This is a genomic window from Acidocella facilis ATCC 35904 (assembly GCF_000687875.1).
Taxonomy (GTDB): Bacteria; Pseudomonadota; Alphaproteobacteria; order Acetobacterales; family Acetobacteraceae; genus Acidocella; species Acidocella facilis.
The window spans coordinates 1-23,462 of record NZ_JHYG01000010.1 but is presented as its reverse complement, the minus strand read 5'-3'; the positions used below and the strand labels follow the sequence as shown (position 1 = coordinate 23,462).

Genomic DNA, 23,462 nt, shown 5'->3' with positions numbered 1-23,462 from the left:
ATGCACCATGTCCGGTCTTTTGCCTTCAACGCCGTTCTCTGGGGCGCGGGCGCGGTGCTCAGCATCTGGTGTACCCTCTTCGGGCGGCATTTCAGGAATGGCATTCTGCGCACCGCACAGCTCTGGACGCGGATCAGCCTGTGGGCGCTGCGATCTTTCTGCGGCGTCAGCCTCGAGGTTCGCGGCCTGGAAAATCTCCCGGCGGAGGGCTGTGTCATCGCCGCGCAGCATCAATCGGCGCTGGACATCCTGCTGTGGATCAGCCTGCTGCCCGCCCCGGCCTTCGTGTTCAAGAAAGAGCTCAAGCGCATCCCGCTATTCGGCGCGCTGCTTGAACCGAGCGGCATGATTTCGGTTGACCGGAGCGGTGGTCGCAAGGCGTTGCGCGACATGGTCGAGCGTGCGCATCAGGCGGTCGCGGCGGGGCGGCAGGTGGTGATCTTTCCGGAAGGGACACGGGTGGCGCCAGGCGTGCGCGGCGAGCTGCGCCATGGCATCGCCGCCATGGCGCAGGGGCTCTCCGCCCCGTTGCTGCCGGCGACGACCGATTCCGGCCTCCGGTGGGGCCGCAAATCCTTCCAGAAATCCCCCGGCCAGGTACATATCACCATCCACCCGGCGATTTTGCCGGGCCTGAGCCGGGAGGAGCTGCTCGCGACCCTGACGGCGCTGTTTTACGGGTGAGCCAGGATCCTGCTCGCGAAGAGGGTGAGCCCGAGCAGGATGGCATCCAGGCCGAAGGCACTCTCCAGCCCGAACCGGTTGGAGACGAAGCCGATCATCACCGGCCCGCTGAGAAACCCGGCATAGCCGATGCCGACCACCACCGGCATGGCGTGCTGCACGGACATGCCGGGCACATGCGACGCCGCACTGAACAGCAGCGGCGCCATGTTGCCGGTGCCAAATCCGACCAGGCCGAAACCGATCACCCCCACCCAGCCGATGGGCACGAAAATCGCCAGGGCAAACCCCAGCAGGCTGACCAGCGCGCCCAGCCGCATGATGGAGGTCTGGCCAAACCGCATCGCCAGATGGTCGCCGGTCAGCCGGGCCAGGGACATCATCACGGCAAAGGCGGCAAAGCCCAGCGTCGCCTCATCGATCGGCATATGCCGGGAAAACCGCAGATAGATGGCACTCCAGTCGGTGCAGGCGCCTTCCGTCATGAAGGCGGCGTAGCAGCACAGCCCCAATATCACCGCCCGCCGGTTCGGCCAGACGAACTGGCGCGCAGCCGGCTGAGCATCGGCTGATTTTGGCAGCAGCCGGAAGGATTGTGTCAGCCCGGCCAGCACCATCGCGGCGCTCACCAGGCAAATCACCAAAACCGGCGTGCCCCATTTCAGAAAGACGCTGTCGGCCAGGGCGATCAGCAGCGTGCCGATGCTGTAGCAGGCATGGAAACCCGACATCAGCAGCCGGCCTGATTGCGCCTCGATGGCGGCTCCTTGCGCGTTCATCGCCACATCCAGGAAGCCGAAATTCACGCCATAGGCGAAGAGCAGAAGGGTGAAGATTGCGGGCGATGGCGCCATGCCGAGCAAGGGAAGCATCAGGCCCATCACCAGCCCGCAGGCGATGATGCAGCTGCGGCTGCCCCAGCGTTGGATCGCCAGACCCGCCAGCGGCATGGCGGCGACGCCGCCGGTGCCGCCGGCCAGAAGAATGCCGCCCAGCGTGGCGTCGTCCAGCTGAAATCTGATCTTCGTATAGGGAATGAGAAAGGCCCAGACCGAGATCCCGAAACCCGCCACACCGAAGACGAGTTTTACCGTCCAGACCCGCGCTTTCATGGCCGAAACCTATCCCCTCCCCGGACAGCGGACAAGCGCGGCCCGTCAACAAAAAAGGGGCCGCGAGGCCCCTTTTTAAGATCGAATTGAGCGTTGTTTATAACGCGCGGCGGCCGGCGATGGCGTGATAGATGACCAGCACGACCACCGCCCCGACAACGGCAACGAACAGCGACCAGAGATTAAATCCTGTCACCGGGACAGCGCCCAAAGCCGCGAAAAGCCAGCCACCGACCAGCGCGCCGACAATGCCGAGCACGATATCCAGGACCGGACCGCGGCCGCCATTATCGACAATCAGGCTGGCGATCCAGCCGGCGATCAACCCCAAAACGATCCAACCGACGATTGACATGGTTATGACTCCGGAAAAGTTACTTCATCACCGAAATGGGCGGGGCCCCGCCCTCACACAACCATTGCGTCCAGAACTTCATCCGGCGTTCATGTTGAGTTTCAGCTTCCGCGCCTCCAGCCCTTGCCAGACGATCAACACCGGCACCGCGATCACGAAATCCCGTGCGCGGCGCAGCAGCGACAGGGACAAGGCGATGTCCGGCGGAATGCCGAACAATCCGCCCAGCAAGGTATAGGCCGCTTCCTGGATGCCAACGCGCCCTGGAATGAAGAAGGCCAGCGCCATGATCGCGTGCAGCATCGCTTCAATACAGACCGCATCGATCCAGGATAAATCCACCCCCAGAGCGTGAAACCCGATATAGGACGCCGTCCCGGTGCCAATCCAGCACAGGAAATGCACGAAGGCCGCCCAGGCGAGACGGTGATGCTGGGTGTACATGCCGTTCAACGAGCTTTGCAGCTTTTCCGCGTGGTCGGCCGCGCCCTGCCCGGTTGTTCCGGCGATGCGGGTTGCGAGGGCCTTAAATAATTTGGTCCCGGAGCCGCGCTGCGCCACGATCAGCCCGACACCCAAAAACATCGCGACGGCCAAGCCGATGGACACCGGCATCAATAATTCCGAGCCCGGCACCTTGTTCGAGAGAATGACCAGCCCCACCCCGACGAACACCAGCTGCGCCAGGAACTCCGTTGTGATGTCGCCCAGCGTCGAGGCCACGGCGTCGGCCGTCGCCACCCCGCCCAGCGTCATCACGCGCGCGCCCAGGACATATCCGCCAACCTGGGAGAAGGGCAGGAACTCGCCGGTCGCGTCGCGCACGGCGCGGCCCCATACGCAGAGCCAGTAAGAGCCTTTCTGCCGTGAGCGCAGCAGGATCCGCCAGCTTCCCCCCAGCCCGAGCAGAATGACCAGCTGTGCCAGCACGAATTCAGCGGTGCCCAGCGCACTGACCGATGCCAGCGCCCGCAACACGTCCGCCGCACCGAAATAGACGATGAGCCCGGTGATGACCGCCAGCCCGGCCAGCGTCAGCACCGCTGGGATAAGTTTGCTTTTTACCGACAAATATTTTCTCAACGTCTCTGAATGCGTGATTTCAGTCGCAGGACGGACAGGCCTAGTCGCCCCAGAAACGGCATCGTGCCGGGGCGCTTCAGGCGTGCATCATACCCTGCCATGCGCCTTTTATCCTCTTCCAGGCAGATTTCCAAAAGCTTGGGAAGGTCCATCTCGTCGCTGATCGCCGATGAGCCGTTCATGGTGAAATTGGCATCCGCCCCTTCCAGACCATCCACATCCTTGGCCAAGCCGATCCGCTCATAGAGCAGATAGGCCCACACCGCCCAGATTTTCGCTTCGAACCAGGGCCGGAGATACCATCGCAGATTCGCCCGCCGCCACGCCAACCAGTTGGAGAAAAACAGAATATGCCGGCCTTCCTCCTGCACGACAGGCTCGAATGTCTCCACCAGCTTGGCCGGAAAATAGCCCGAGCGCTTGGCCAGCTCGAACAGCCCGTAAGCGAAAAAACTATCGATACATTCCGAAAACCCGGTGACCAGCCAGCCCCATTCGGCATCGTTGGGCAGCGCATAATCGGGTTCGGGCCGCATCGGGATGCCATAGGCCGCGACCAGCCGGGAGAGCACCTCGCGGTGGCGCGCCTCCTCACCGGACATATGCAGCAACGCCGCGCGCAATGCAGGGTGCGGTACGGTCTGCGCATAAAAGGCGATTCGGGCGGCCGCCTTGATTTCCGTCTGCACGGCGATGTCCCAGATCGGCAGGGCGGTGATCCGGCGTAATGTCTCCGGCTCCAGCATTGGCCAGTCCAGCACCGCCGGTTTGTAGGGATTATAGGTGGCGGCGAGCAGGCTGGTGAACATCCGAAAATGCGCGTCCGACCCGGCCTTGATCGGGCCGGCCTCCGGGAATTGCCAATGCCTTGCCTGGTGATCGGCCGAAACCACCTCATCTTCCGTCGCGGCGGCTTTTGTCGGGATCACACGAATCTCGTTCATCTTCATCCTCGGTGTTGCGCCAAAGGCTGCAATGGGTTCTACAGCCAGTGTCCTGTACGGTATATGGCGCCGGCCGGATGACTGCACAGCACGAGGAAGACGAATTGGCACAGGGTGATCTGGTGCTGGTGACCGGGGCGACCGGCTTTGTCGGGGCCGCCGTCGCCAAGGCGGCGCGCGCGGCGGGGTATCGCGTGCGGGTGACGGCGCGCCAAAGCTCGGACCGGCGCAATCTTGCCGGTCTTGAGGAGCAGGCTGTCTATCTGGATCTCGCCGAGCCCGACAGTTTCCCCGCGGCGCTCAAGGATTGCCGGTATCTCCTGCATGTGGCGGCCGACTACCGGCTCTGGGTGCCCAACGAGGCCGCGATGCGCAAGGTCAATATCGATGGCAGCATCGCCTTGCTGCGGGCCGCGCAGCACGCCGGGGTGGAGCGCAGCATCTATACCAGCTCGGTCGCGGCACTCGGGCTCACGGATGACGGCTCACCGGCGGACGAGACCACCCTCATCCTCCCGGCCCACCATGTCGGCGCCTATAAGTGCAGCAAATATGATGCCGAGCAGGAAGTACGCCGCCTGGCGCAGGAGCAGGATATCGTGATCGTGAATCCCTCCACGCCAATCGGCCCGGGCGATGTCAAACCCACACCGACCGGCCAGATGGTGCTGGATGCGGCACGGGGGAAGATGCCCGCCTTTGTCGATACCGGCCTGAATGTCGCGCATGTGGACGATGTCGCGGCCGGGCATCTGCTGGCCCTGACCCAGGGCCGCTCCGGCGAGGGCTATATTCTCGGCGGCGAGGATTTGATGCTGCGCGATCTGCTGGCGCTCGTGGCCGAACTCAGCGGCCGCGCCGCGCCAAAACTGCGCCTGCCGCTGGCGCCGCTGATGCCGCTCGCCTGGGCGATGGAGCGCATCGCCGAGCGCACCGGCAAGACCCCGCTGATGACACCGGATATTCTTCGCATGGCCAAGAAAAAAATGTTCTTTTCCACGCATAAAGCCCGGACAGAGCTGGGCTACGCGCCGCGCCCGGCGCGCCAGGCGGTAGAGGATGCGCTGATCTGGTTCCGCAAGGAAGGGCGCCTGACATGATCCTGCTGCTGGCCTTCGCGATCTGGCTCTATCTGGCCTTCTTGCATGGGCGGTTCTGGGATTCCGCGCCGGAACTGCCGGCGGCGGTGCCGTTGGAGACGCCGCAGGTCGACATCATCATTCCCGCGCGCGATGAGGTGGAGACGATCGGGCCGGTCATCGCCTCGCTGCTGGCGCAGGATTATGCCGGGCCGTTTCGCGTCATTCTGGTTGACGACAACTCCACGGACGGCACCGCGGCGGCGGCCGGCGCGGATCCGCGCCTGACCATTCTGACCGGCGCGCCCAAGCCCGCCGGGTGGTCGGGCAAGCTGTGGGCGCTCTCCCTGGGTGTGGCGGCCAGCGAGGCGCCGGTGATCCTGTTCGCGGATGCGGACATCACCCATGACCCACGGCATCTGGCCAGTCTGGTGGCCAAGATGACCAGCGACAGGCTGGACATGGTCTCCGAAATGGTGCGGCTGAACTGCGCCTCCCGGGCGGAAAAATTCCTGATCCCGGCCTTCATCTATTTTTTCCAGATGCTCTATCCTTTCGCGAGGGTGAACGATCCGCGCTCGCGCGTGGCCGCCGCGGCGGGGGGAACCGTGCTGATCAAGCGCGCCGCGCTTGCGCGCATTGGCGGGCTGGAGGCGATGCGCGAGGCGCTGATCGACGACGTGACGCTGGCGGGCAAGGTGAAACAAGCCGGGCCGATCTATCTCGGCCATTCCGGTCTCGCGACCTCGATCCGCCCCTACCCCGCGGCCCGCGATATCTGGGACATGATCGCGCGGACGGCCTTCACCCAGCTGCGCTATTCGGCCCTGCTGCTCGCCGGCACCATCATCGGGCTGGCTCTGGTCTGGCTGGTCTTCCCCTTCGCCGCGCTCTGCACCGGGTTTGGCTGGCGCGCGGCGCTGGGGCTGGCCATCTGGGCGATCGCCGCCCTCACCTATTTCCCCACCCTGGACCGCTATAGGGTGCACCGGGCCTATGCCATCGCCTTGCCCGCCATTGCCCTGTTCTACATGGCCGCCACCATCGGCTCCGCCTGCAACCATTGGCTCGGGCGCGGCGCCAAATGGAAGAGCCGCGCCTATGCCGGGGATAAAGCATGATCGCCAATGACAACACCGCGCCGCGCCGCGCCAGCAAAGATGACAGCGTCGAATCCTGGTCCGGCAAGGACAAGAGCGATGAGAATTTTCCCGTCGCCTCGCTGCTGATCGCCAAACCGCTCCGCGCGCGGGTGCATGCCTATTACGATTTCGCCCGCAATGCCGATGATATTTCCGACAGCGCGACCCTGCCGGCGGCCGACAAGCTCACCAGGCTGGACGCGATGGAAGCGGTGCTGACTGGCGCCACGGATGAAGGCAGCCCCAGCGCCAGGGCGCTGCGCCAGTCTTTGGCGGAGTCCGGCGTGACGGCTGACCATGCCCGCGAATTGCTGGTGGCATTCCGGCGGGACGTGACCAAGCTGCGCTATGAAAGCTGGGAGGAGTTGCTGGATTATTGCCGCTACTCGGCCGCGCCGGTCGGGCGCTATGTGCTCGATGTGCATGGCGAGTCCCGGGATACCTGGGCGCCCTCGGACGCGCTTTGCGCCAGTTTGCAGGTGCTCAACCATCTGCAGGATTGCGCCAAGGATCTGCGCGCGCTGGACCGTTGTTATGTGCCGCAGGCCTGGTTGCGCGAACAGGGCCTGACCACGGATGACATCGCCCGGCCAGAGACAAGCCCGGCCTTGCGGGCGGTCTTCGACAGGATGCTGGATGCCACGGAGGCGCTGAACCGCGATGCCGCCGCCCTGCCCGGACGGGTCAGATCCCGCCGACTGCGGATTGAAACCGCGATCATTTGCGCGCTGGCGCGGCGGCTGACATCGTTGTTGCGCGCTGGCGATCCGCTGGCCACGCGGGTCAAGCTGTCCAAATTCGACATTCTCAACGCCAGCCTGAAAGGGCTCAGATACGCGTTATGATCCGCCCTGACGATATCGCCTTCATCACCGCGCTGGTGAAGGCGTCCGGCACCTCATTCTATCACGGCATGAAAATCCTCGCCCCCGAGCGCCGGGATGGGATGTATGCGATCTATGCGTTCTGCCGCATTGTCGATGACATCGCCGATGAGGAGGGGCGGGATTTTCCGACCAAGCAGGCGGAGTTGCAGGGCTGGCGCGAGCGGATTTCCGCGCTGTACGAGCAGGGGATCGCGGACTGTGCCGTCACCCGCGCCTTGCTGAGCGTGATCCAGGATTATCAGCCCCGCCAGGAGGATTTCATCGCCATCATCGATGGCATGGAGATGGATGCGGGGGCGCCGATCATCGCGCCGGATCTGGCGTTTCTTGATCTCTATTGCGACCGTGTCGCCTCCGCCGTCGGGCGGCTCTCGGTGCGGGTGTTTGGCGACGCCTCCCCGGCGGCGGACGACGTCGCCCATGCGTTCGGCCGCGGGCTGCAGCTGACGAATATTCTGCGCGACGTGGCCGAGGACGCGGAACGCGGACGCATTTACCTGCCCGCGGAACATCTTGCCGCGGCCGGGGTGCCGGCCGACCCGACCCGGATCCTCGATGCCCCCGGCCTGGCGCGGGCCTGCGGCGCGGTTGCGGCCATGGCCGAGCTGAATTTCCGCCGCGCCCATGACGCGATGGCACGCTGCGATGCCAAGGCGATGCGGCCGGCGCGCATGATGGCGGCCAGCTATCACCCCTTGCTGGCGGAACTCCGGCGGCGACATTTCGACTATCGCCGGGGCCGGGTGAGCCTGCCGAAATGGCGCAAGCTCTGGCTGGCCGCACAGCTTCTGGTGGGCTGAATGAAAATCCAAATCATCGGCGCCGGGCTGGCCGGGCTTTCAGCCGCCTGCGCCCTCACGGAGGCGGGCCATCAGATTATGCTGTCCGAGGCGGCGCCGCAGGCTGGCGGGCGCGCCCGCTCCTATTTCGACAAGCAGCTCGGCTGCCGTATCGATAACGGCAACCATTTGCTGCTGTCCGGCAATAAGGATGCGTTGCGGTATTTGCGCCGGATCGGCGCCGAGCACACACTCACCGGGCCGGACGAGGCAAATTTTCCGTTTCACGACCTGAAAACCAATCGCGGCTGGACGCTGAGGCTGAATCACGGCCGGATTCCCTGGTGGATCGCCGCGCCGCGCCGGCGCGTGCCGGGCACACGCCTTGCGGATTATCTTGCCTTGAAGAAATTGCTGCAGGCGCGCCCTGGTGATCTGGTCAAGCCACTGGTCGGGCACGGGCCGCTTTATGAACGCCTGCTGGAGCCGCTGGCCATCGCCGCCCTCAACACCATGCCGGACATCGCCGCCGCCCAGCCTTTGGGGGCGGTGTTGGCGGAAACCGTGGAGCGCGGCGGTTTTGCCGCCTTGCCACGCTGGGCCAGGCTGGGGCTTTCGGAAAGCTTCGTGGACCCGGCCTTGGCCTGGCTGCAGCAGCACGGCGCCGAATTGCGGTTTGGCGAGCGCGTCACGCATTTGCCCCCGAACCAGCCGACAATCCTGGCGGTTCCGCCCTGGGTTGCGAAAGAGCTGATGCCGGAGCTGGACGTGCCCGATGCGTTCGAATCGATCTGCAACCTGCATTTCAAAACGCCGCGCGGGCCCGCGGAGGCGACGTTCCATGGCGTCATCGGCGGGCTGACGGAATGGATCTTCCTGCGCGAGACTGTGATTTCCGTCACCATCTCGGCCGCCAACCGCCATGCGCATCTGGGGCAGGAGGCCATCGCAGCACAGGTCTGGCAGGAGGTCTGCCAGGTTCTGGGCCAAACCCTGCCGCTTCCGCCGTATCGGGTGCTGTGGGAAAAGCGCGCCACATTCGCCTGCACCCCCGCGCAGCTGGCCAAGCGGCCAGGGCCGCACAGCCCCCGCCCCTTGGTTGCGCTGGCCGGGGATTGGACCGACACGGGCCTGCCGGCGACGATTGAAGGCGCCATCCGCTCGGGCGAGGCAGCGGCAAAGGCCCTGCTGAGCCAGCTCTAATCTCAGCCATGCTCGCATAGGCACTGGAAAACCCCGGAAAAAACTGCCAAAGCCGCTCCGATGAACGCCATTCTGGACGATGCGATTGAACAGGCCCGCGCCTCCCTCCGTACGGAGCAGCGCGCCGATGGGCATTATTGCTACGAGCTGGAAGCCGACGCCACGATTCCCGCCGAATATGTGCTGCTCGAGCATTATCTCGACCGCATTGATGACGGGCTGCAAGCCAAGATCGGCGTCTATCTGCGCCGGATCCAGGGCGACTATCCCGGTTGTGACGGCGGCTGGCCGTTGTTTCACGGCGGCAAAATGGATCTCTCCTGTTCGGTGAAGGCGTATTTCGCGCTGAAGGCGATCGGCGACAGCCCCGAGGCGCCGCATATGCGCCGCGCCAGAGCCGCGATACGGGCGGCCGGCGGCGCCGAACGCAGCAATGTTTTCACCCGCTTTCAGATGGCCCTGTTCGGCGCCGTGCCCTGGACGGCCTGCCCCGTCATCCCGGTGGAAGCGGTATTGATGCCGGACTGGTTCCCCTTCACGATGCGCAAGGTATCCTACTGGTCGCGCACCGTGATGGTGCCACTGATGGTCTTGGCCGCGGTGAAGCCACGAGCGCGCAATCCCCGCCAGATCCGCATCGACGAGCTGTTCGTCACCCCGCCCGATCAGGTGAAGGACTGGATCCGCGGCCCCTACAAATCCGCCTGGGGCCCAGCCTTCAAGATATTGGACGATGTGCTGCGGATCGCCGAACCGGCCTTCCCGACCCGCACCCGCGAAAAGGCCGTGCGCAAGGCGATCGATTGGAGCATTGAGCGGCTCAACGGTGAGGATGGGCTCGGCGCCATCTATCCGGCAATGGCCAATGCCACGATGATGTTCGACCATTTCGGCGATGCCGCGCATTTTGACATCGCCTGGAACGCGGTTCGCAAGCTGCTCGTGGTCGGCGAGACCGAAGCCTATTGCCAGCCTTGCCTGTCACCCATTTGGGATACGGCGCTCGCCGGACACGCCTTGGCGGAAGCCGGAGACAAGGACGCGCTTGCCGCCGCCTGCGATTGGCTGATCCCGCGCCAGGAACTGGAACTTGTCGGTGACTGGGCCGATAACACGCCAGGCACGCGCCCCGGCGGGTGGGCCTTCCAGTACAACAACCCGCATTACCCCGATGTTGATGACACCGCCGTGGTCGCGATGCTGCTGCACCGCGCCGGCGATCCGAAATATGCCGAAAGCATTGCCCGCGCGCGGGAATGGATCATCGGCATGCAATCGACCAACGGCGCCTGGGGCGCCTTCGATATCAACAACGACCGGCAATATCTCAACCATATCCCGTTTGCGGATCATGGCGCGCTGCTCGACCCGCCGACCGAGGATGTCTCCGCGCGCTGCATCTCTTTTCTCGCGCAGCTTGGCCACGCCGAGGACCAGCCCGCGATCCAGCGCGGGATTGCCTACCTGAGAGAAACGCAGAAGCCTGACGGGTCCTGGTTTGGGCGCTGGGGCACGAATTATATCTACGGCACCTGGTCGGTGCTGTGCGCCTTGAATGCCGCCAGAATTCCGCATGACGATCCGATGATCGAAAAGGCGGCGGCGTGGCTTATTTCCAAACAGCGCCAAGATGGCGGATGGGGTGAGGATTGCGAGACCTACGCAGACGCGCCTTCGGGGGAATTCCACGGCGTTGCCGCCCAGAGCCTACCGAGCCAGACGGCCTGGGCGCTGCTGGGCCTGATGGCGGCAGGATTGGTGGAGCATGAAGCCGTGCAACGTGGCATCCAATATCTGCAATCGACGCAAGGCAGCGATGGAAGCTGGAGCGAGGCACCTTATAATGCCGTCGGGTTTCCGCGCGTCTTCTATCTGAAATATCACGGCTATCCGCGTTTCTTCCCGGTTCTGGCGCTCAGCCGCTATCAAAGGCTGATTGCGCGAAATGATCGCCATGTCGAATTTGGCTTCTGACAACGGAAAAGAGAGCAACAGGACAAACACACCAAAATCGTCTTGATTTTTAAACAGAATCTCGCCTAACGTAACGTAACTTTCTCTTCACGTTGTTTGTTTTGGCGGTTACGCTCGATTTCATGGATGATATTCGACTCGCTTCGATTTTCCGGCCTGAAAACCAATTCAAAGCTTGGACGAACATCATCTCCATCGACGAAACCGCGATTACGCTCGAAGCCCTTTTTCAGAGAGAACAGGCTCTTCCCGGGGTCATCATCGAGGAAAACAACCAAAGCCGTATCCTGTTAAGCCGCCGGGTTTTTCTCGCGGTGATCAGCCGGCCATTTGGGCGGGAAGTTTTTTTAAAACGCCCCTTACGGGAATTGATCGTATCGGCGAAGCCGGAAACGCTCATTTTAAGCGAGGATACACCGCTTTCCGTAGCGTGCCGCGCAGCCCTGGCGAGATGCGATTCAAACCGGTTCGAGCCTTTCATAATGATGAGCGGCGCGTCAGCGTTTATTATCGAGTTGGCGGATCTACTGTTAGCTCAAGCCGACGCGTTGGAAAAAACCGTTTTTGAAAAGAGCCTACTTGCGGAAACGGCAACGCAGACGGCGAGCGACTTAAAGCAAGCGCTGCAGGAGCAGCATCAACTGGCCGAAGAACTCGAGCGGGCCAGGACACTCGCCGAGTATGATGCAACGCACGACTCTCTGACAGGGTTGCTGAACCGCAAAGGCTTCTTTGCAGAAATGCGGGCCGCGATGGCGGCGAAGGCGAGCGGCCGCGGTCCGGATTACGGCCTGCTGTTTCTTGATCTTGATCGCTTCAAACTCATCAATGACAGTTTGGGGCATCATAGAGGCAACGAACTTCTGATTCAGGTGGCTGAAAGATTGTCAGCCCTGGCCGCACGGTGCAATCCATCAGCACGCCAGGACGCGTCCTCACAGGATAAATGCATTGTCGGCCGGCATTCCGGTGATGAATTCGTTTTGCTGCAGAGCATAGAAGAGGATCCTGATGCGATTTTAAAAACAGCACAGACCTTGCTGGCCTCTCTTACCGCCCCCTACATACTGGGTGGTAAGCCTTATACAGTCGGCGTCAGCATCGGGCTCGTCAGCGCCCTCAGCCATTACCAGGACCACGAACCCGCACTGCGCGACGCCGATATCGCCATGTATGAGGCGAAGCGGCATAAGGAACAACCGATTGTTCGCTTCGAATCGCCAATGCACAAGACGGTCGAGCGGCGCGTTGAGCTTGAAGCCGAACTCAGGGAGGCTGTTCAACGCAACGAGCTTGTGCTGCATTATCAACCCATCATCGATACGTTCACCGGCGACGTCTTTGCCTATGAGGGGTTATTGCGCTGGCAAAGAGAGCGGGACATCATTCCGCCGAGCGAATTCATTTCCGTGGCCGAGGAGACCGGGCTGATCAATGAAATTGGCCTGCATGTCATGAGATCCGCATGCCACTGGATGAAAAGCCACACGCAAAACGGTGGCAATGCGAATAGCTTGGTCAGTTTGAATATCTCTGCGGTGCAGTTGGCGAACACCGAACTGCCCGCTCAACTCGAAGCGATCTGCTTGAACGAAGCCGTGCCAACAAGCCGGTTTATTCTTGAAGTCACGGAACAATCCGCGATGTCCTATCCCGAACGTTCCCTAAACATTCTTGAGGATTTGAAGCAGCGCGGCTTCCGCCTGGCTCTCGACGATTTCGGAACCGGATATTCTTCATTAAGCTGGCTGCACAAATACCCCTTCGATCTTTTAAAAGTCGATCGCTCGCTGATTGCTGGGGTCGGTCAAACCGCGAATTCAGAAAAAATGGCCGCCGGTATTTTGCATCTTTCTAAAATTCTTGGGCTGCACGTGATTGCGGAAGGGGTGGAGCGGCTTTCGCAAAAGCAGGCTCTCAACGAGACGGGGTTTCAATTGATGCAGGGCTACCATTTCGGCCGCCCTGCGCCATCTTGGCCGATCGAAGCCAGCCCGTTTTAAAAGCTTCCGTTATTCAACCGGGCGGCACGCGGATAGTTTTTGAAAAACGTGAGGCGCCAATTCTTTCTTACAGATCAGCAGGTCCGGCAGATAAGGGTCGGCATTGTTATAGACCAGATCAGTTCCGTCCACGCGTGAGGCATGCAGTCCAGCCGCCAAAGCAACAGCTGCCGGGGCGCAATTATCCCATTCATACTGCCCTCCCGTGTGGAGATAGATATCGGCATCACCACGCAGAACCGCCATCGCCTTGGCGCCCGCGGAGCCCATCGGCACCAACTCAGCCCCCAGAGCCTCGGCGACATCAAGCGCTTCCTTGGCCGGTCGCGACCGGCTGACCAGCATTCGCAATTTTTCAGGGCTCTGCTTTACGTCCTGAGGTTCGGAGAGCATGACCACACCGCTTGCGGGAAGAGCGACCGCGCCAATTTTGGCCACGCCATTGATCGCGAGGCCGACATGAACCGCCCAATCATCGCGGCCTTCGGCATATTCGCGCGTACCATCCAACGGATCGACGATCCAGACACGCTCCGCCTGCAGCCGGGAGGGATTGTCTCTTTCCTCTTCAGAGAGCACAGCATCATCAGGACGATTTTCCGCAAGCGCCTCCATGATGAAGGCATTCGCGACGCGATCCCCGGCCTTTCCCAACGCCTTGCCGGAGAACAAGTTCGTCCCCCGCAGCTCAAGCAACAACTTCCCCGCCGCCTCCGCGATGGCCTTGGCCAATTCAAGATCTGTCACGGAATCAGCCTTTCCACGATCATATCCGCGGCTTCTTCAGGCGTCATCCTGGACGTATCGATGCGAATCTCTGGATCGAGCGGCGCCTCATAGGGGCTGTCGATTCCAGTGAAATTCTTCAATTCGCCGGATCGCGCCTTCTTATACAGCCCTTTTACATCGCGCCGTTCCGCCTCTTCCAAGGCCGTATCAACAAATACCTCAACGAACTCATTCGGCGCCATCATTTGCCGCACCATGTCGCGCTCCGAGCGGAACGGCGAAATGAAGGCGGTGATGACGATCAACCCGGCATCCGTCATCAGCTTCGCGACCTCACCGACGCGGCGAATATTTTCGATACGGTCCGCCTGGGTGAAGCCCAGATTCTTGTTCAAGCCATGACGAACATTGTCACCATCCAGCAGGAATGTATGCCGGTTCATCCGGACCAGTTTTTTCTCGACCAGATTGGCAATCGTGCTCTTCCCTGCCCCGGAAAGCCCCGTGAACCAAAGCACCACTGGCTTTTGATTTTTCAGGCTGGCGCGAACATCCCGCGACACATCCAGCGCCTGCCAATGCACATTTTGAGACCGCCTGAGCGAGAAATGCAGCATCCCGGCAGCAACAGTCGCGTTCGTCATCTTTTCGATGATGATGAAGCCACCCAGCGTTCGGTTGGTCTCGTAGGCTTCGAACGGGATCGCGCGATCGGTGGTGATATTCGCGACGCCGATCGCGTTCAACTCAAGCGTCTTGACCGCCGTCCGTTCCAGCGTATTGACGTTGATCTGATATTTGGGCGCCTGGATAGAAGCCGAAACAATCTGCGTTCCGATCTTCATCCAATAGGACCGGCCAGGTGTCATCATCTCGTCGGCCATCCAGACGATCGTCGCTTCAAACTGGTCGGCAACCTGCACCGGTTCATCGGCCGTGGTGATCACATCGCCGCGCGAGCAATCGATTTCGTCGGTCAGGCACAGCGTCACGGACTGGCCGGCGACAGCCTGCTCGAGATCCCCGTCGAATGTCACGATCCGATCGATCGAAGAGGTCTTTCCGGACGGCAGGACACGGATGGCATCACCGCGCTTGACGAGGCCCGTCGCGACAAGACCGGAGAAGCCGCGGAAATCCAAATTCGGCCGGTTCACCCATTGCACCGGCATGCGAAACGCCTTGCCCTGGTCCGCCGTTACATCCAGTTCAACATTTTCCAGAAGCTCGACCAGAGGCACGCCTGTATACCAGGGCGTGTTGCTGGAGCGCTCGGTGATATTGTCACCCACATACCCGGAGATCGGCATGGGAGTGAATGATTTGATCCCTATGCTTTGCGAAAAGCTTTTATATTCATCGACAATGCGATCATATGTCTGCTGATCATATCCGATCAGATCCATCTTGTTCACCGCCAGCACGAGGTGGCGGATGCCGATGAGATGGGCCAGATAAGAGTGGCGGCGGGTCTGGGTCAAAATGCCCTTGCGCGCATCCACGAGAATGATGGCAAGATCAGCTGTGGAGGCGCCCGTCACCATGTTTCGCGTATATTGCTCGTGACCTGGCGTGTCGGCGACGATGAATTTCCGCTTTTCCGTCGCAAAGAACCGATAGGCGACGTCGATGGTGATCCCTTGTTCGCGTTCGGCCGCGAGGCCATCAACCAGCAATGCAAAATCGATATTCTGCCCTTGCGTACCGATTTTTTTGGAATCGGACTCAAGCGCCGCCAGCTGATCCTCGAAGATCATTTTTGAATCATACAGCAGGCGCCCGATCAGAGTCGATTTTCCGTCATCGACGGAACCGCAGGTGATGAAGCGCAGCAGGGATTTATGCTGATGCTGCAGGAGATAAGCGTCAATATCCTCGGCGATCAGCGCATCGACCTTATAGGAGCCGGTCTGAATTTCGGACATCAGAAATATCCCTCCTGCTTCTTCTTTTCCATGCTGGCACCACCTGCATCCTTGTCGATCACACGCCCCTGCCGTTCGGAGGTGGTGGTGAGCAGGGTTTCCTGGATCACTTCACTGATGGACTGAGCCTTGCTTTCAACCGCACCCGACAGAGGATAGCAGCCAAGCGTGCGAAACCGGACGGATTTCATAACCGGCGTTTCACCATCGCGCAGGCGAAACCGGTCATCATCGACCATGATCAACAACCCGTCACGCTCCACGACAGGGCGTTCAGCCGCGAAATAAAGCGGCACGATCGGGATGCGCTCCAGCTGGATATATTGCCAGATATCCAGCTCGGTCCAGTTGGATATGGGAAAAACGCGAATGCTTTCGCCCTTGTTTTTCTTGGCGTTATAGAGGTTCCACAATTCCGGCCGCTGCGCCTTCGGGTCCCAGCGATGGTTGGCTGACCGGAAAGAGAAAATCCGCTCCTTCGCGCGGCTCTTCTCCTCGTCCCGGCGCGCGCCGCCGAAGGCCGCGTCAAACCCGTATTTGTCGAGCGCCTGCTTCAGCCCCTCGGTCTTCCACATATCCGTGTGCAAGGGGCCGTGATCGAAAGGATTGATGCCTTTCTCTTTCGCTTCCGGATTTTGATAGACGAGCAGCTCCATGCCGCTCTCTTTGGCCATGCGGTCACGCAGCTCATACATGGCCTTGAACTTCCAGGTCGTATCGACATGGAGAAGCGGAAATGGCGGGGGCGAGGGGTAGAATGCCTTGCGGGCGAGATGCAGCATCACCGCGCTGTCTTTGCCCACGGAGTACAGCATGACGGGGTTTTCACTCTCCGCCACCACCTCACGCATGATATGAATCGCCTCGGCTTCCAGGCGCTGCAAATGCGTCAAAATTTGCGGCGCGGCCGTCGCGGGCAGATCAGGTGTCTTCAACAAAGCGCACTCCTGGGAAGCTGGCATTCGATCAATTTAGGCCTTCATACAGGCTGCGCAATGCACCGGCTGAACCACTCTGGCAAGCCCAAACACGAATTCCCTACAGGATTCAGGAGCTTATTGCCGACCGGCGACATCTCGTGAGATTTTTTTGCCCCACGCGCCGCAACAAGGGGCGTTTTTTCTGGACCAATATCACCCGCCAGCCGGGGCTTGGGTTTACCGGGCGGCTCGTCTATTTCCCTCAGGGCAGTTATCGGTCGAAGAGGGAACATCATGGAAGGCGTCTTGGTTACCGGAGGCGGGCGGCGGCTGGGCGGCATCATCGCGCGGCATCTGGGCACGAGCGAACGCCATGTCTTCGTGCATTACCACAAGGCCGCCGAGGGAGCTGACCAGGTTGTCCGCGACATTATCGCCGCCGGTGGACATGCCAGCGCGGTCGGCGCCGATCTGGGCGATGCGGAACAGGTCGAGGCGGCCTTCCGCCAATGTGACAGCATCTGCCCCATCGGCCTGCTGATCAACAGCGCCTCGGGCTTTGACTATGACAGCGCGGTTTCGGTGACGCCGGCGGGGCTGGAAGCGCATATGCGGGTCAATCTCTTCGCCCCGGCGCTGCTCACCCAATTTATGTATAAATCCCTGGTCAGCCGGAATCGGGCCGGCGTTGCGATCAGCATCGTCGATAACAAGGTGTTTGGCCTCAACCCGGATTACTTTTCCTACAGCCTGTCGAAAATCGCGCTGCATGGCATGATCCAGATGCACGCCATGGCCTTGGCGCCAACGCTGCGCGTCGCCGGCATTGCACCCGGCCTGACCCTGATCAGCAAATTGCAGTCGGAAGCGGAGTTCGAGCGCAGCCATCGTAACAACCTGATGGGCCAGGGCTGTACGCCGGATCAGATTTTGAACGCGATCGATTTTATTCTCGCCAGCCCCGCCTTCCATGGCCAGACGCTGGTGATCGACGGCGGGCAGGTGCTGCAGCGCCAGGGGCGGGATGTCGTCTTCCTGGAAAACCCGTCTTTGGCCGTACCGTGAGGCTGGCGTTGCGAGTCATGGCGTTCACGGCTAAGCAAACCGGGTCACGTGTCTCAAGGGTCAATTAACTTGCAGAACCGCCTTCGCGCCTTCGGCGCCCTCGCCGCCCTTTCCCTGCTCACCGGCTGCGGTGTCGGCCACTCTCTCGGACATGAGTTGCTCGGCTTGAATGACGGCAGCCCGACCTCCGGAACGGTGCCCTCCCAGTTCGGTTATGCCGTGGCCGATGCGCCCGAGGCGGCGGTGATTGGGCGTGATATCCTGAACCGTGGCGGCAATGCGGTTGACGCGGCGGCGGCTGAAGGCTTCGCCCAGGCCGTGACCCTGCCCTCCCGCGGCGGGCTCGGCGGCGGCGGTGCCTGCATCATCAAGATGCCCGGCCCGGATGGGAAAATGCAGAAGCCGGTCATGCTGAGCTTCCCTGCTGGGCTTCCAGCGCAGACGAGCGGCGACCGCCCGGCCGCCGTGCCGCTGCTGGCGCGCGGACTCCTGGCGATGCAGGTGCGCTATGGTCAATTGCCGCTATCTTCCGTGATTGTCCCGGCCGAACGGCTGGCCGGGGGGGCCCCGGTCTCGCAGGCCCTGGAGAGCGACCTCCAGGTGGTGGGCAACGCCCTGCTGGCAGACCCGCAGGCTGCGGCGGTGTTCGCCCCCGGCGGCACCTTGCTGGCGGCGGGCGCCAATTTGCAGCAGCCCGACCTCGCCGCGACGCTGGAGAGCCTGCGTGTGAACGGCGTCAACGGGCTCTATGCGGGCATTGGGGCGGCGCAATTCGCAAAGGCCGCCGACCAAGCCGGCGGCGGCCTGACCACAGGCGATCTTGTGAATGCGACACCGCACTATGGCGCGCCGGACATAACGCAGCAGGGGGGATATCAGGTCGCCAGCCTGCCCGTATCGCCTGACGCTGCCGGACGGAAGCTGCCCGCCTCGGCCAGCTTCATGGCTTTGGACAAAAAGGGCGGCGCGGTGATTTGCGTGACCTCGATGAATAATCTCTTTGGCACGGGGCGGATTGCGCCGGGCACCGGCATCTTACTGGCCGCCTCGCCCAGGACCGCCCCAACGCCGGATCTGGCTGCCGAGATGGCCTATACCGGCGGCAATGATGCCTTCCGGGCGGCGGCCACCGGCACCGGGCAGAACGCCGCGGCGGCGGCCGCGCGCATTGGTCTGGACAACGCGTTGACCGGCCAAAACGCCCCCATCCCCGCCCCTGGCCGCGCCAACATCATCTCCTGCCCGAACAATGTCCCGGGTGGCGAGGCCAGCTGCCGCGCCAGCACGGCGCCGGGCGCCAACGGACTGGCCATCGGCGGGCGCTGAATTGGCTCTGAAGATCGGCGCGGGACGGCTCGTCCCGCCCTTTCAGGTGATGGATGTCATCCTCGCCGCCAACCGGCGCGCCGCAAGCCTGCCTGCGGGTGAGGCGAAGATTTTGCGTATGGAGGTCGGTCAACCGGGGACCGGCCTGCCGGCCGGGGCGCGCCAGGCCGTTGAGGCCGCCCTGCGAAGCGGCGCCGCCTTGGGGTATACTGACGGGCTGGGCCTGCCATCGCTGAAAGCCCGGATCGCCCGGCATATCGCCGAATGGTACGGCATAGAGGTGCCGCCCACCCGCATCGCGGTGACCGTCGGCGCCTCGGGCGGATTTCCCCTGGCCTTTCTCTCGAGCTTCGATGTTGGCGACGTGGTCGCGCTCGCGGCTCCCTACTACCCGCCTTATTACAATATTTTACTAGCACTCGGGCTACGGCCGCTGGTCCTGCCCTGCGGCATCGAGACAGGGTTTCAGCCGACTGTGGAAATGCTCGACGCCCTGCCCCGCAAGCCCGATGGGCTGATCGTCGCCAGCCCGGCGAACCCCACCGGCTCGATGCTGCCGCCGGACAAGCTGGCGGCGCTTTGCCATTATTGCGATGCGGCCGGGATTCGCCTGATCTCGGACGAGATCTATCACGGCCTCACTTACGGCAAACCGCAGGCCTCCGCCGCCCAGTTTTCCGCGAGCGCCATCGTCATCAACTCGTTTTCCAAGTATTTTTCCATGACCGGCTGGCGGATCGGCTGGATGGTACTGCCCGAGGACATGGTGCGCATCACCGAGCGCCTCGCCCAGAATATGTTCATCTGCCCGCCCCATATCGCGCAGGTGGCCGCGGAGGCCGCCATGGATTGCGGGGCGGAACTCGAAGCGAATCGCGCCGGGTACGCCCATGCCCGGGAGTTGATGATGGCGGGGTTGCGGGAGGCCGGCTTCTCAACATTCTCCCCGCCCGATGGGGCCTTCTACCTTTACGCCGACATCGAAGGCCGGGCGCAGGACAGTGCCACCTTCTGCGCGCGCTTGCTGGCGGCGCAGAATATCGCCGCGACGCCGGGGCTGGATTTCGACGCGCAACGCGGCGGCCGGTATTTCCGCCTCAGCTATTGCGGGCCTTTGGAGGATGTCAAAGAGGCCATCTCCAGGCTGAAACGGCTCGGCTGAGTTTATTTACTCGCGAGTAAATAAAGGCTATCCAAAGCGTCGGGCATCGCATATCAAGGATGACCCTTCGAGGGACAGTTCAGAGGTATCAAAATGAAATTGCTGGTCGCCGTGAAGCGGGTGGTCGACTATAACGTCAAGGTTCGCGTCAAGTCCGATGGGTCGGGCGTGGAAACCGCCGGCGTGAAAATGTCGATGAACCCCTTCGATGAAATCGCCGTGGAAGAAGCCGTTCGCCTGAAGGAAAAGGGCATCGCGTCTGAGATCATCGCGGTCTCGATCGGCGTGACCCAGGCCCAGGAAACCATCCGGACCGCGCTGGCCATGGGCGCTGACCGGGGCATTCTGGTGGAAACCGAAACTGCCGTTGAACCTTTGGCCGTCGCCAAGATCCTGAAGGAAGTGGCGCTGAAGGAAGATGTTGAGGCGGTGATCCTCGGCAAACAGGCGATCGACGATGACATGAACGCAACCGGGCAGATGCTCGCCGCCCTGCTCGACTGGCCGCAGGCGACATTCGCCTCCAAGGTTGAGATCGCCGACGGCGCCGCGACCGTGACCCGCGAAATCGACGGCGGCCTGGAGACGGTGAAACTGACCCTGCCGGCCGTCATCACCGCGGATTTGCGGCTGAATGAGCCGCGCTACGCGTCGCTGCCGAACATCATGAAAGCCCGCAAAAAAACCATCGATACGCTCAAGCCGGCCGATCTTAACGTGGATATCACGCCGCGTTTGACCTTGATCAATGTCAGCGAGCCACCGACGCGCAAAGCTGGCATCAAGGTGCCGGACGTGGCCAGCCTGGTCGAGAAACTCCGCAACGAAGCAAAGGTGATCTGATCATGACGTCTTTGGTGATCCTTGATTTTGACGCCGCCGGCATCAAGCAGCCGTCACGCTCGGCCATTGCCGCGGCGGCCCGGCTTGGCGATGTGCATGTCCTCGTCGCGGGCGAAAATGTCAGAAACATCGCGGAACAGGCGGCGAAACTCGCTGGCGTGTCCAAGGTGCTGGTGGCGGATGAGGCGGCTTATGCGCATCACCTCGCTGAACCGATGGCCGCGTTGATCATGTCGGTTGCTGGAAATTACAGCCATATTCTGCAGGCTGCCACCGCGTCCGGAAAAAACGTCCTGCCCCGTGTCGCGGCCTTGCTGGACGTGCAGCCTATTTCCGATATCTCGGATGTCGTCGATGCCGATACCTTCGTCCGGCCGATCTATGCCGGCAACGCCATGGCGACCGTCAAATCCGCTGACAAGGTGAAAATCATCACCGTGCGTGCGGCGTCCTTCGACCCCGTCGCCGTGGAAGGCGGCGCGGCGCCGGTTGAGGCCATTTCCGCGGCCCGCCCGGCGGAAAAATCCGCCTATGTCGGCGAGGAGATTTCCAAGTCCGAGCGGCCGGAACTCACCGCCGCCCGCATCATCATCTCGGGCGGCCGCGGCATGCAGGCGGGCGATAATTTCGCCAAGCTGATAGAGCCGATCGCCGACAAGCTTGGCGCCGCTGTTGGCGCGTCACGCGCCGCCGTGGATGCGGGCTTCGTGCCCAATGATTATCAGGTCGGCCAGACCGGTAAAATCGTCGCCCCCGAACTTTACATCGCGGTTGGCATTTCGGGCGCCATTCAGCATCTGGCCGGCATGAAGGACTCCAAGGTCATCGTCGCCATCAACAAGGATGAGGACGCGCCGATCTTTCAGGTGGCCGATTACGGACTTGTCGGCGACCTGTTCACGATTCTGCCCGAACTAGAGAAGGCCCTTTAATCATGAGCATCCGCAAAATCGGTATCATCGGCGCGGGTTTGATGGGAAACGGCATCGCTCACGCGGCGCTGATATCCGGTTTTGACGTGGTGCTCGTGGACGCGTTCGCGGCGGCTTTGGATAAAGGCCTTGCCACGATCCATAAAAACATGGAACGGCAGGTTTCCAAGGCGACGATAACGGAAGCCGACAAAGCCAGCGCGCTTGCGCGCCTGATCAGCTCGACCGATTATCACGCCTTGGCCGGAACCGATATCGTCATCGAAGCCGTTCCGGAATCCCTGCAGATCAAAGAGGCGATCTACGCGGAACTCAAGGATGTTCTGGCGCCAGAGACGATATTGGCCTCTAATACATCCTCGATTTCCATTACCGCTCTGGCCGCGTTGTCCGGCCGGCCGGATAAATTCATCGGGCTGCATTTCTTCAATCCCGTCCCGATGATGAAGCTGGTCGAGATCATCCGTGGGTTGGCCACCTCGGAACAAACCTACGAACTGGCGACAAAACTTGCTGCGCAACTGAACAAGACGGCCGCGGTTGCGCAGGATGCCCCGGGTTTTATCGTCAATCGCCTGCTTTGCCCGATGCTGAACGAAGCCATCTTCATGCTGGCGGAAGGCGTTGCGGACGCGAATTCGATCGACAACGCGATGAAGCTCGGCGCCAATCATCCGATGGGCCCCCTGGCGCTTGCTGATTTTATCGGACTGGACACGCTGCTTTCGATCATGCGCGTGCTTCATGCGGAACTGGGCGAAGACAAATACCGCCCTGCCCCGCTGCTTGTGAAATATGTGAATGCCGGATGGATGGGGCGCAAATCCGGGCGCGGATTTTACAATTACGAAAGTGCTGCGAAAGCCTAGCTGCCTGGTTGCGGGACATCATTGGCATAATAGAGGCTTTTATCGACCTTGGGCGGCAGGTCATCGCTGTCTGCGGGCTTGTAGTTTGGGTTTGCCATAAGATAGCGCGGCGTCGATCAACAAGGGCTAATCTTCTGGGGCGCCAAGGCGCGTGATCTGCCCCTCGGTCTGTCCGTTCGACCATGGCGAGACGATTGCGTTGCCGGGGCATGTTTCCGGCAGATCGAGGGGTTTGGCGCCTATGGATTTCCCGAGCGCCATGCGGCGAGTTTCGTCAAGCCGCTCTATGTCTCCGCCTGGGGCAAAAACTGGAGCCACTCCTTTCAGATCAGGGCTTTTGTCGGCTATTGGGTAAGCGTCAGCTGAGCACCGCAGTTGCTTGATCTGCGGCGGATTTCTCCATGCTCCAGTTCCATGGGAGCAACTCTTTGAGCCTGGTTGCCGGA

21 protein-coding genes are annotated in these 23,462 nt (G+C 61.7%); 14 read left to right on the top strand and 7 right to left on the bottom strand.

Going from position 1 to position 23,462, the window contains the following annotated elements:
- A complete protein-coding gene (locus T331_RS0112935; RefSeq protein WP_026440324.1) occupies window positions 1-684 on the top strand; it encodes a lysophospholipid acyltransferase family protein in 684 nt (227 codons plus the stop codon).
- Here T331_RS0112935 and T331_RS18350 read toward each other — a convergent pair.
- The 4 genes from T331_RS18350 to T331_RS0112915 form a co-directional block, all read right to left on the bottom strand.
- Entirely contained in the window at window positions 675-1,796 is a 1,122-nt protein-coding gene (locus tag T331_RS18350; protein ID WP_051622368.1) for an MFS transporter, read from the bottom strand. The genes T331_RS0112935 and T331_RS18350 overlap by 10 nt on opposite strands.
- A 97-nt stretch (window positions 1,797-1,893) precedes the next feature.
- The gene (locus T331_RS0112925) at window positions 1,894-2,151 is read right to left on the bottom strand and encodes a GlsB/YeaQ/YmgE family stress response membrane protein (protein ID WP_026440323.1); all 258 of its coding nucleotides are present in this window, start codon (window positions 2,149-2,151) and stop codon (window positions 1,894-1,896) included.
- Between the two features lie 78 nt (window positions 2,152-2,229).
- Window positions 2,230-3,222 (bottom strand): lysylphosphatidylglycerol synthase domain-containing protein, encoded by a 993-nt coding sequence (locus T331_RS0112920; protein WP_234729335.1) that lies wholly within the window; start codon window positions 3,220-3,222, stop codon window positions 2,230-2,232.
- 8 nt (window positions 3,223-3,230) lie between these two features.
- A complete protein-coding gene (locus tag T331_RS0112915; RefSeq protein WP_008491981.1) occupies window positions 3,231-4,178 on the bottom strand; it encodes a ferritin-like domain-containing protein in 948 nt (315 codons plus the stop codon).
- A gap of 77 nt (window positions 4,179-4,255) precedes the next feature.
- On the opposite strand from T331_RS0112915, the gene hpnA reads away from it, so the two are divergent.
- From hpnA to T331_RS18345, 7 genes are all read left to right on the top strand, one after another.
- Window positions 4,256-5,278: a hopanoid-associated sugar epimerase gene (hpnA, locus tag T331_RS0112910; RefSeq protein ID WP_051622367.1), complete on the top strand. Its 1,023-nt coding sequence runs from the start codon at window positions 4,256-4,258 to the stop codon at window positions 5,276-5,278.
- A complete protein-coding gene (locus tag T331_RS0112905; protein ID WP_026440319.1) occupies window positions 5,275-6,378 on the top strand; it encodes a glycosyltransferase in 1,104 nt (367 codons plus the stop codon). Before hpnA ends, T331_RS0112905 begins: the two co-directional genes overlap by 4 nt.
- On the top strand, window positions 6,375-7,244 hold the full coding sequence (gene hpnC / locus T331_RS0112900) for a squalene synthase HpnC (protein ID WP_035180142.1): 870 nt from the start codon (window positions 6,375-6,377) through the stop codon (window positions 7,242-7,244). The genes T331_RS0112905 and hpnC overlap by 4 nt, the downstream gene beginning before the upstream one ends.
- Window positions 7,241-8,086 (top strand): presqualene diphosphate synthase HpnD, encoded by an 846-nt coding sequence (gene hpnD, locus T331_RS0112895; protein ID WP_026440317.1) that lies wholly within the window; start codon window positions 7,241-7,243, stop codon window positions 8,084-8,086. Before hpnC ends, hpnD begins: the two co-directional genes overlap by 4 nt.
- A complete protein-coding gene (gene hpnE / locus T331_RS0112890; protein WP_026440316.1) occupies window positions 8,087-9,268 on the top strand; it encodes a hydroxysqualene dehydroxylase HpnE in 1,182 nt (393 codons plus the stop codon).
- A gap of 60 nt (window positions 9,269-9,328) precedes the next feature.
- Window positions 9,329-11,242 (top strand): squalene--hopene cyclase, encoded by a 1,914-nt coding sequence (gene shc / locus T331_RS0112885; RefSeq protein ID WP_026440315.1) that lies wholly within the window; start codon window positions 9,329-9,331, stop codon window positions 11,240-11,242.
- A gap of 122 nt (window positions 11,243-11,364) precedes the next feature.
- A complete protein-coding gene (locus tag T331_RS18345; RefSeq protein ID WP_155992715.1) occupies window positions 11,365-13,245 on the top strand; it encodes a putative bifunctional diguanylate cyclase/phosphodiesterase in 1,881 nt (626 codons plus the stop codon).
- 9 nt (window positions 13,246-13,254) lie between these two features.
- On the opposite strand, the gene T331_RS0112875 is transcribed toward T331_RS18345, so the two are convergent.
- Genes T331_RS0112875 through cysD form a run of 3 tightly spaced genes read right to left on the bottom strand, consistent with a single transcriptional unit; the run spans window position 13,255 to window position 16,861 of the window.
- On the bottom strand, window positions 13,255-13,992 hold the full coding sequence (locus tag T331_RS0112875) for a 3'(2'),5'-bisphosphate nucleotidase CysQ (protein WP_008491972.1): 738 nt from the start codon (window positions 13,990-13,992) through the stop codon (window positions 13,255-13,257).
- A complete protein-coding gene (gene cysN / locus T331_RS0112870; protein ID WP_026440314.1) occupies window positions 13,989-15,899 on the bottom strand; it encodes a sulfate adenylyltransferase subunit CysN in 1,911 nt (636 codons plus the stop codon). The genes T331_RS0112875 and cysN overlap by 4 nt, the downstream gene beginning before the upstream one ends.
- Entirely contained in the window at window positions 15,899-16,861 is a 963-nt protein-coding gene (gene cysD / locus T331_RS0112865) for a sulfate adenylyltransferase subunit CysD (RefSeq protein ID WP_081822251.1), read from the bottom strand. Before cysD ends, cysN begins: the two co-directional genes overlap by 1 nt.
- 252 nt (window positions 16,862-17,113) lie before the next feature.
- Here cysD and T331_RS0112860 point away from each other — a divergent pair, with 252 nt between their 5' ends.
- The 6 genes from T331_RS0112860 (at window position 17,114) to T331_RS0112835 (ending at window position 23,016) form a co-directional block, all read left to right on the top strand.
- A complete protein-coding gene (locus T331_RS0112860; RefSeq protein WP_035180138.1) occupies window positions 17,114-17,884 on the top strand; it encodes an SDR family NAD(P)-dependent oxidoreductase in 771 nt (256 codons plus the stop codon).
- Window positions 17,885-17,953: 69 nt separating this feature from the next.
- Entirely contained in the window at window positions 17,954-19,210 is a 1,257-nt protein-coding gene (locus T331_RS0112855) for a gamma-glutamyltransferase (RefSeq protein ID WP_026440311.1), read from the top strand.
- Window position 19,211: 1 nt separating this feature from the next.
- Window positions 19,212-20,372 (top strand): pyridoxal phosphate-dependent aminotransferase, encoded by a 1,161-nt coding sequence (locus tag T331_RS0112850; protein ID WP_026440310.1) that lies wholly within the window; start codon window positions 19,212-19,214, stop codon window positions 20,370-20,372.
- Window positions 20,373-20,465: 93 nt separating this feature from the next.
- Window positions 20,466-21,215, top strand: a complete 750-nt coding sequence (locus T331_RS0112845; RefSeq protein WP_008491964.1) for an electron transfer flavoprotein subunit beta/FixA family protein — start codon at window positions 20,466-20,468, stop codon at window positions 21,213-21,215.
- A gap of 2 nt (window positions 21,216-21,217) precedes the next feature.
- Entirely contained in the window at window positions 21,218-22,147 is a 930-nt protein-coding gene (locus T331_RS0112840) for an electron transfer flavoprotein subunit alpha/FixB family protein (protein ID WP_026440309.1), read from the top strand.
- A gap of 2 nt (window positions 22,148-22,149) precedes the next feature.
- The gene (locus tag T331_RS0112835) at window positions 22,150-23,016 is read left to right on the top strand and encodes a 3-hydroxybutyryl-CoA dehydrogenase (protein ID WP_008491960.1); all 867 of its coding nucleotides are present in this window, start codon (window positions 22,150-22,152) and stop codon (window positions 23,014-23,016) included.
- Window positions 23,017-23,462: the final 446 nt, after the last annotated feature.

Coding starts and splice junctions, on each gene's coding strand:
- cysN (WP_026440314.1), bottom strand. CDS start 15,899: ATGTCCGAAATTCAGACCGGCTCCTATAAGGTCGATGCGCTGATCGCC.
- T331_RS0112840 (WP_026440309.1), top strand. CDS start 21,218: ATGACGTCTTTGGTGATCCTTGATTTTGACGCCGCCGGCATCAAGCAG.
- T331_RS0112935 (WP_026440324.1), top strand. CDS start 1: ATGCACCATGTCCGGTCTTTTGCCTTCAACGCCGTTCTCTGGGGCGCG.
- T331_RS0112905 (WP_026440319.1), top strand. CDS start 5,275: ATGATCCTGCTGCTGGCCTTCGCGATCTGGCTCTATCTGGCCTTCTTG.
- T331_RS18345 (WP_155992715.1), top strand. CDS start 11,365: ATGGATGATATTCGACTCGCTTCGATTTTCCGGCCTGAAAACCAATTC.
- hpnA (WP_051622367.1), top strand. CDS start 4,256: ATGACTGCACAGCACGAGGAAGACGAATTGGCACAGGGTGATCTGGTG.
- cysD (WP_081822251.1), bottom strand. CDS start 16,861: ATGCCAGCTTCCCAGGAGTGCGCTTTGTTGAAGACACCTGATCTGCCC.
- T331_RS0112915 (WP_008491981.1), bottom strand. CDS start 4,178: ATGAACGAGATTCGTGTGATCCCGACAAAAGCCGCCGCGACGGAAGAT.
- hpnD (WP_026440317.1), top strand. CDS start 7,241: ATGATCCGCCCTGACGATATCGCCTTCATCACCGCGCTGGTGAAGGCG.
- shc (WP_026440315.1), top strand. CDS start 9,329: ATGAACGCCATTCTGGACGATGCGATTGAACAGGCCCGCGCCTCCCTC.
- T331_RS0112835 (WP_008491960.1), top strand. CDS start 22,150: ATGAGCATCCGCAAAATCGGTATCATCGGCGCGGGTTTGATGGGAAAC.
- T331_RS18350 (WP_051622368.1), bottom strand. CDS start 1,796: ATGAAAGCGCGGGTCTGGACGGTAAAACTCGTCTTCGGTGTGGCGGGT.
- hpnE (WP_026440316.1), top strand. CDS start 8,087: ATGAAAATCCAAATCATCGGCGCCGGGCTGGCCGGGCTTTCAGCCGCC.
- T331_RS0112925 (WP_026440323.1), bottom strand. CDS start 2,151: ATGTCAATCGTCGGTTGGATCGTTTTGGGGTTGATCGCCGGCTGGATC.
- T331_RS0112860 (WP_035180138.1), top strand. CDS start 17,114: ATGGAAGGCGTCTTGGTTACCGGAGGCGGGCGGCGGCTGGGCGGCATC.
- hpnC (WP_035180142.1), top strand. CDS start 6,375: ATGATCGCCAATGACAACACCGCGCCGCGCCGCGCCAGCAAAGATGAC.
- T331_RS0112845 (WP_008491964.1), top strand. CDS start 20,466: ATGAAATTGCTGGTCGCCGTGAAGCGGGTGGTCGACTATAACGTCAAG.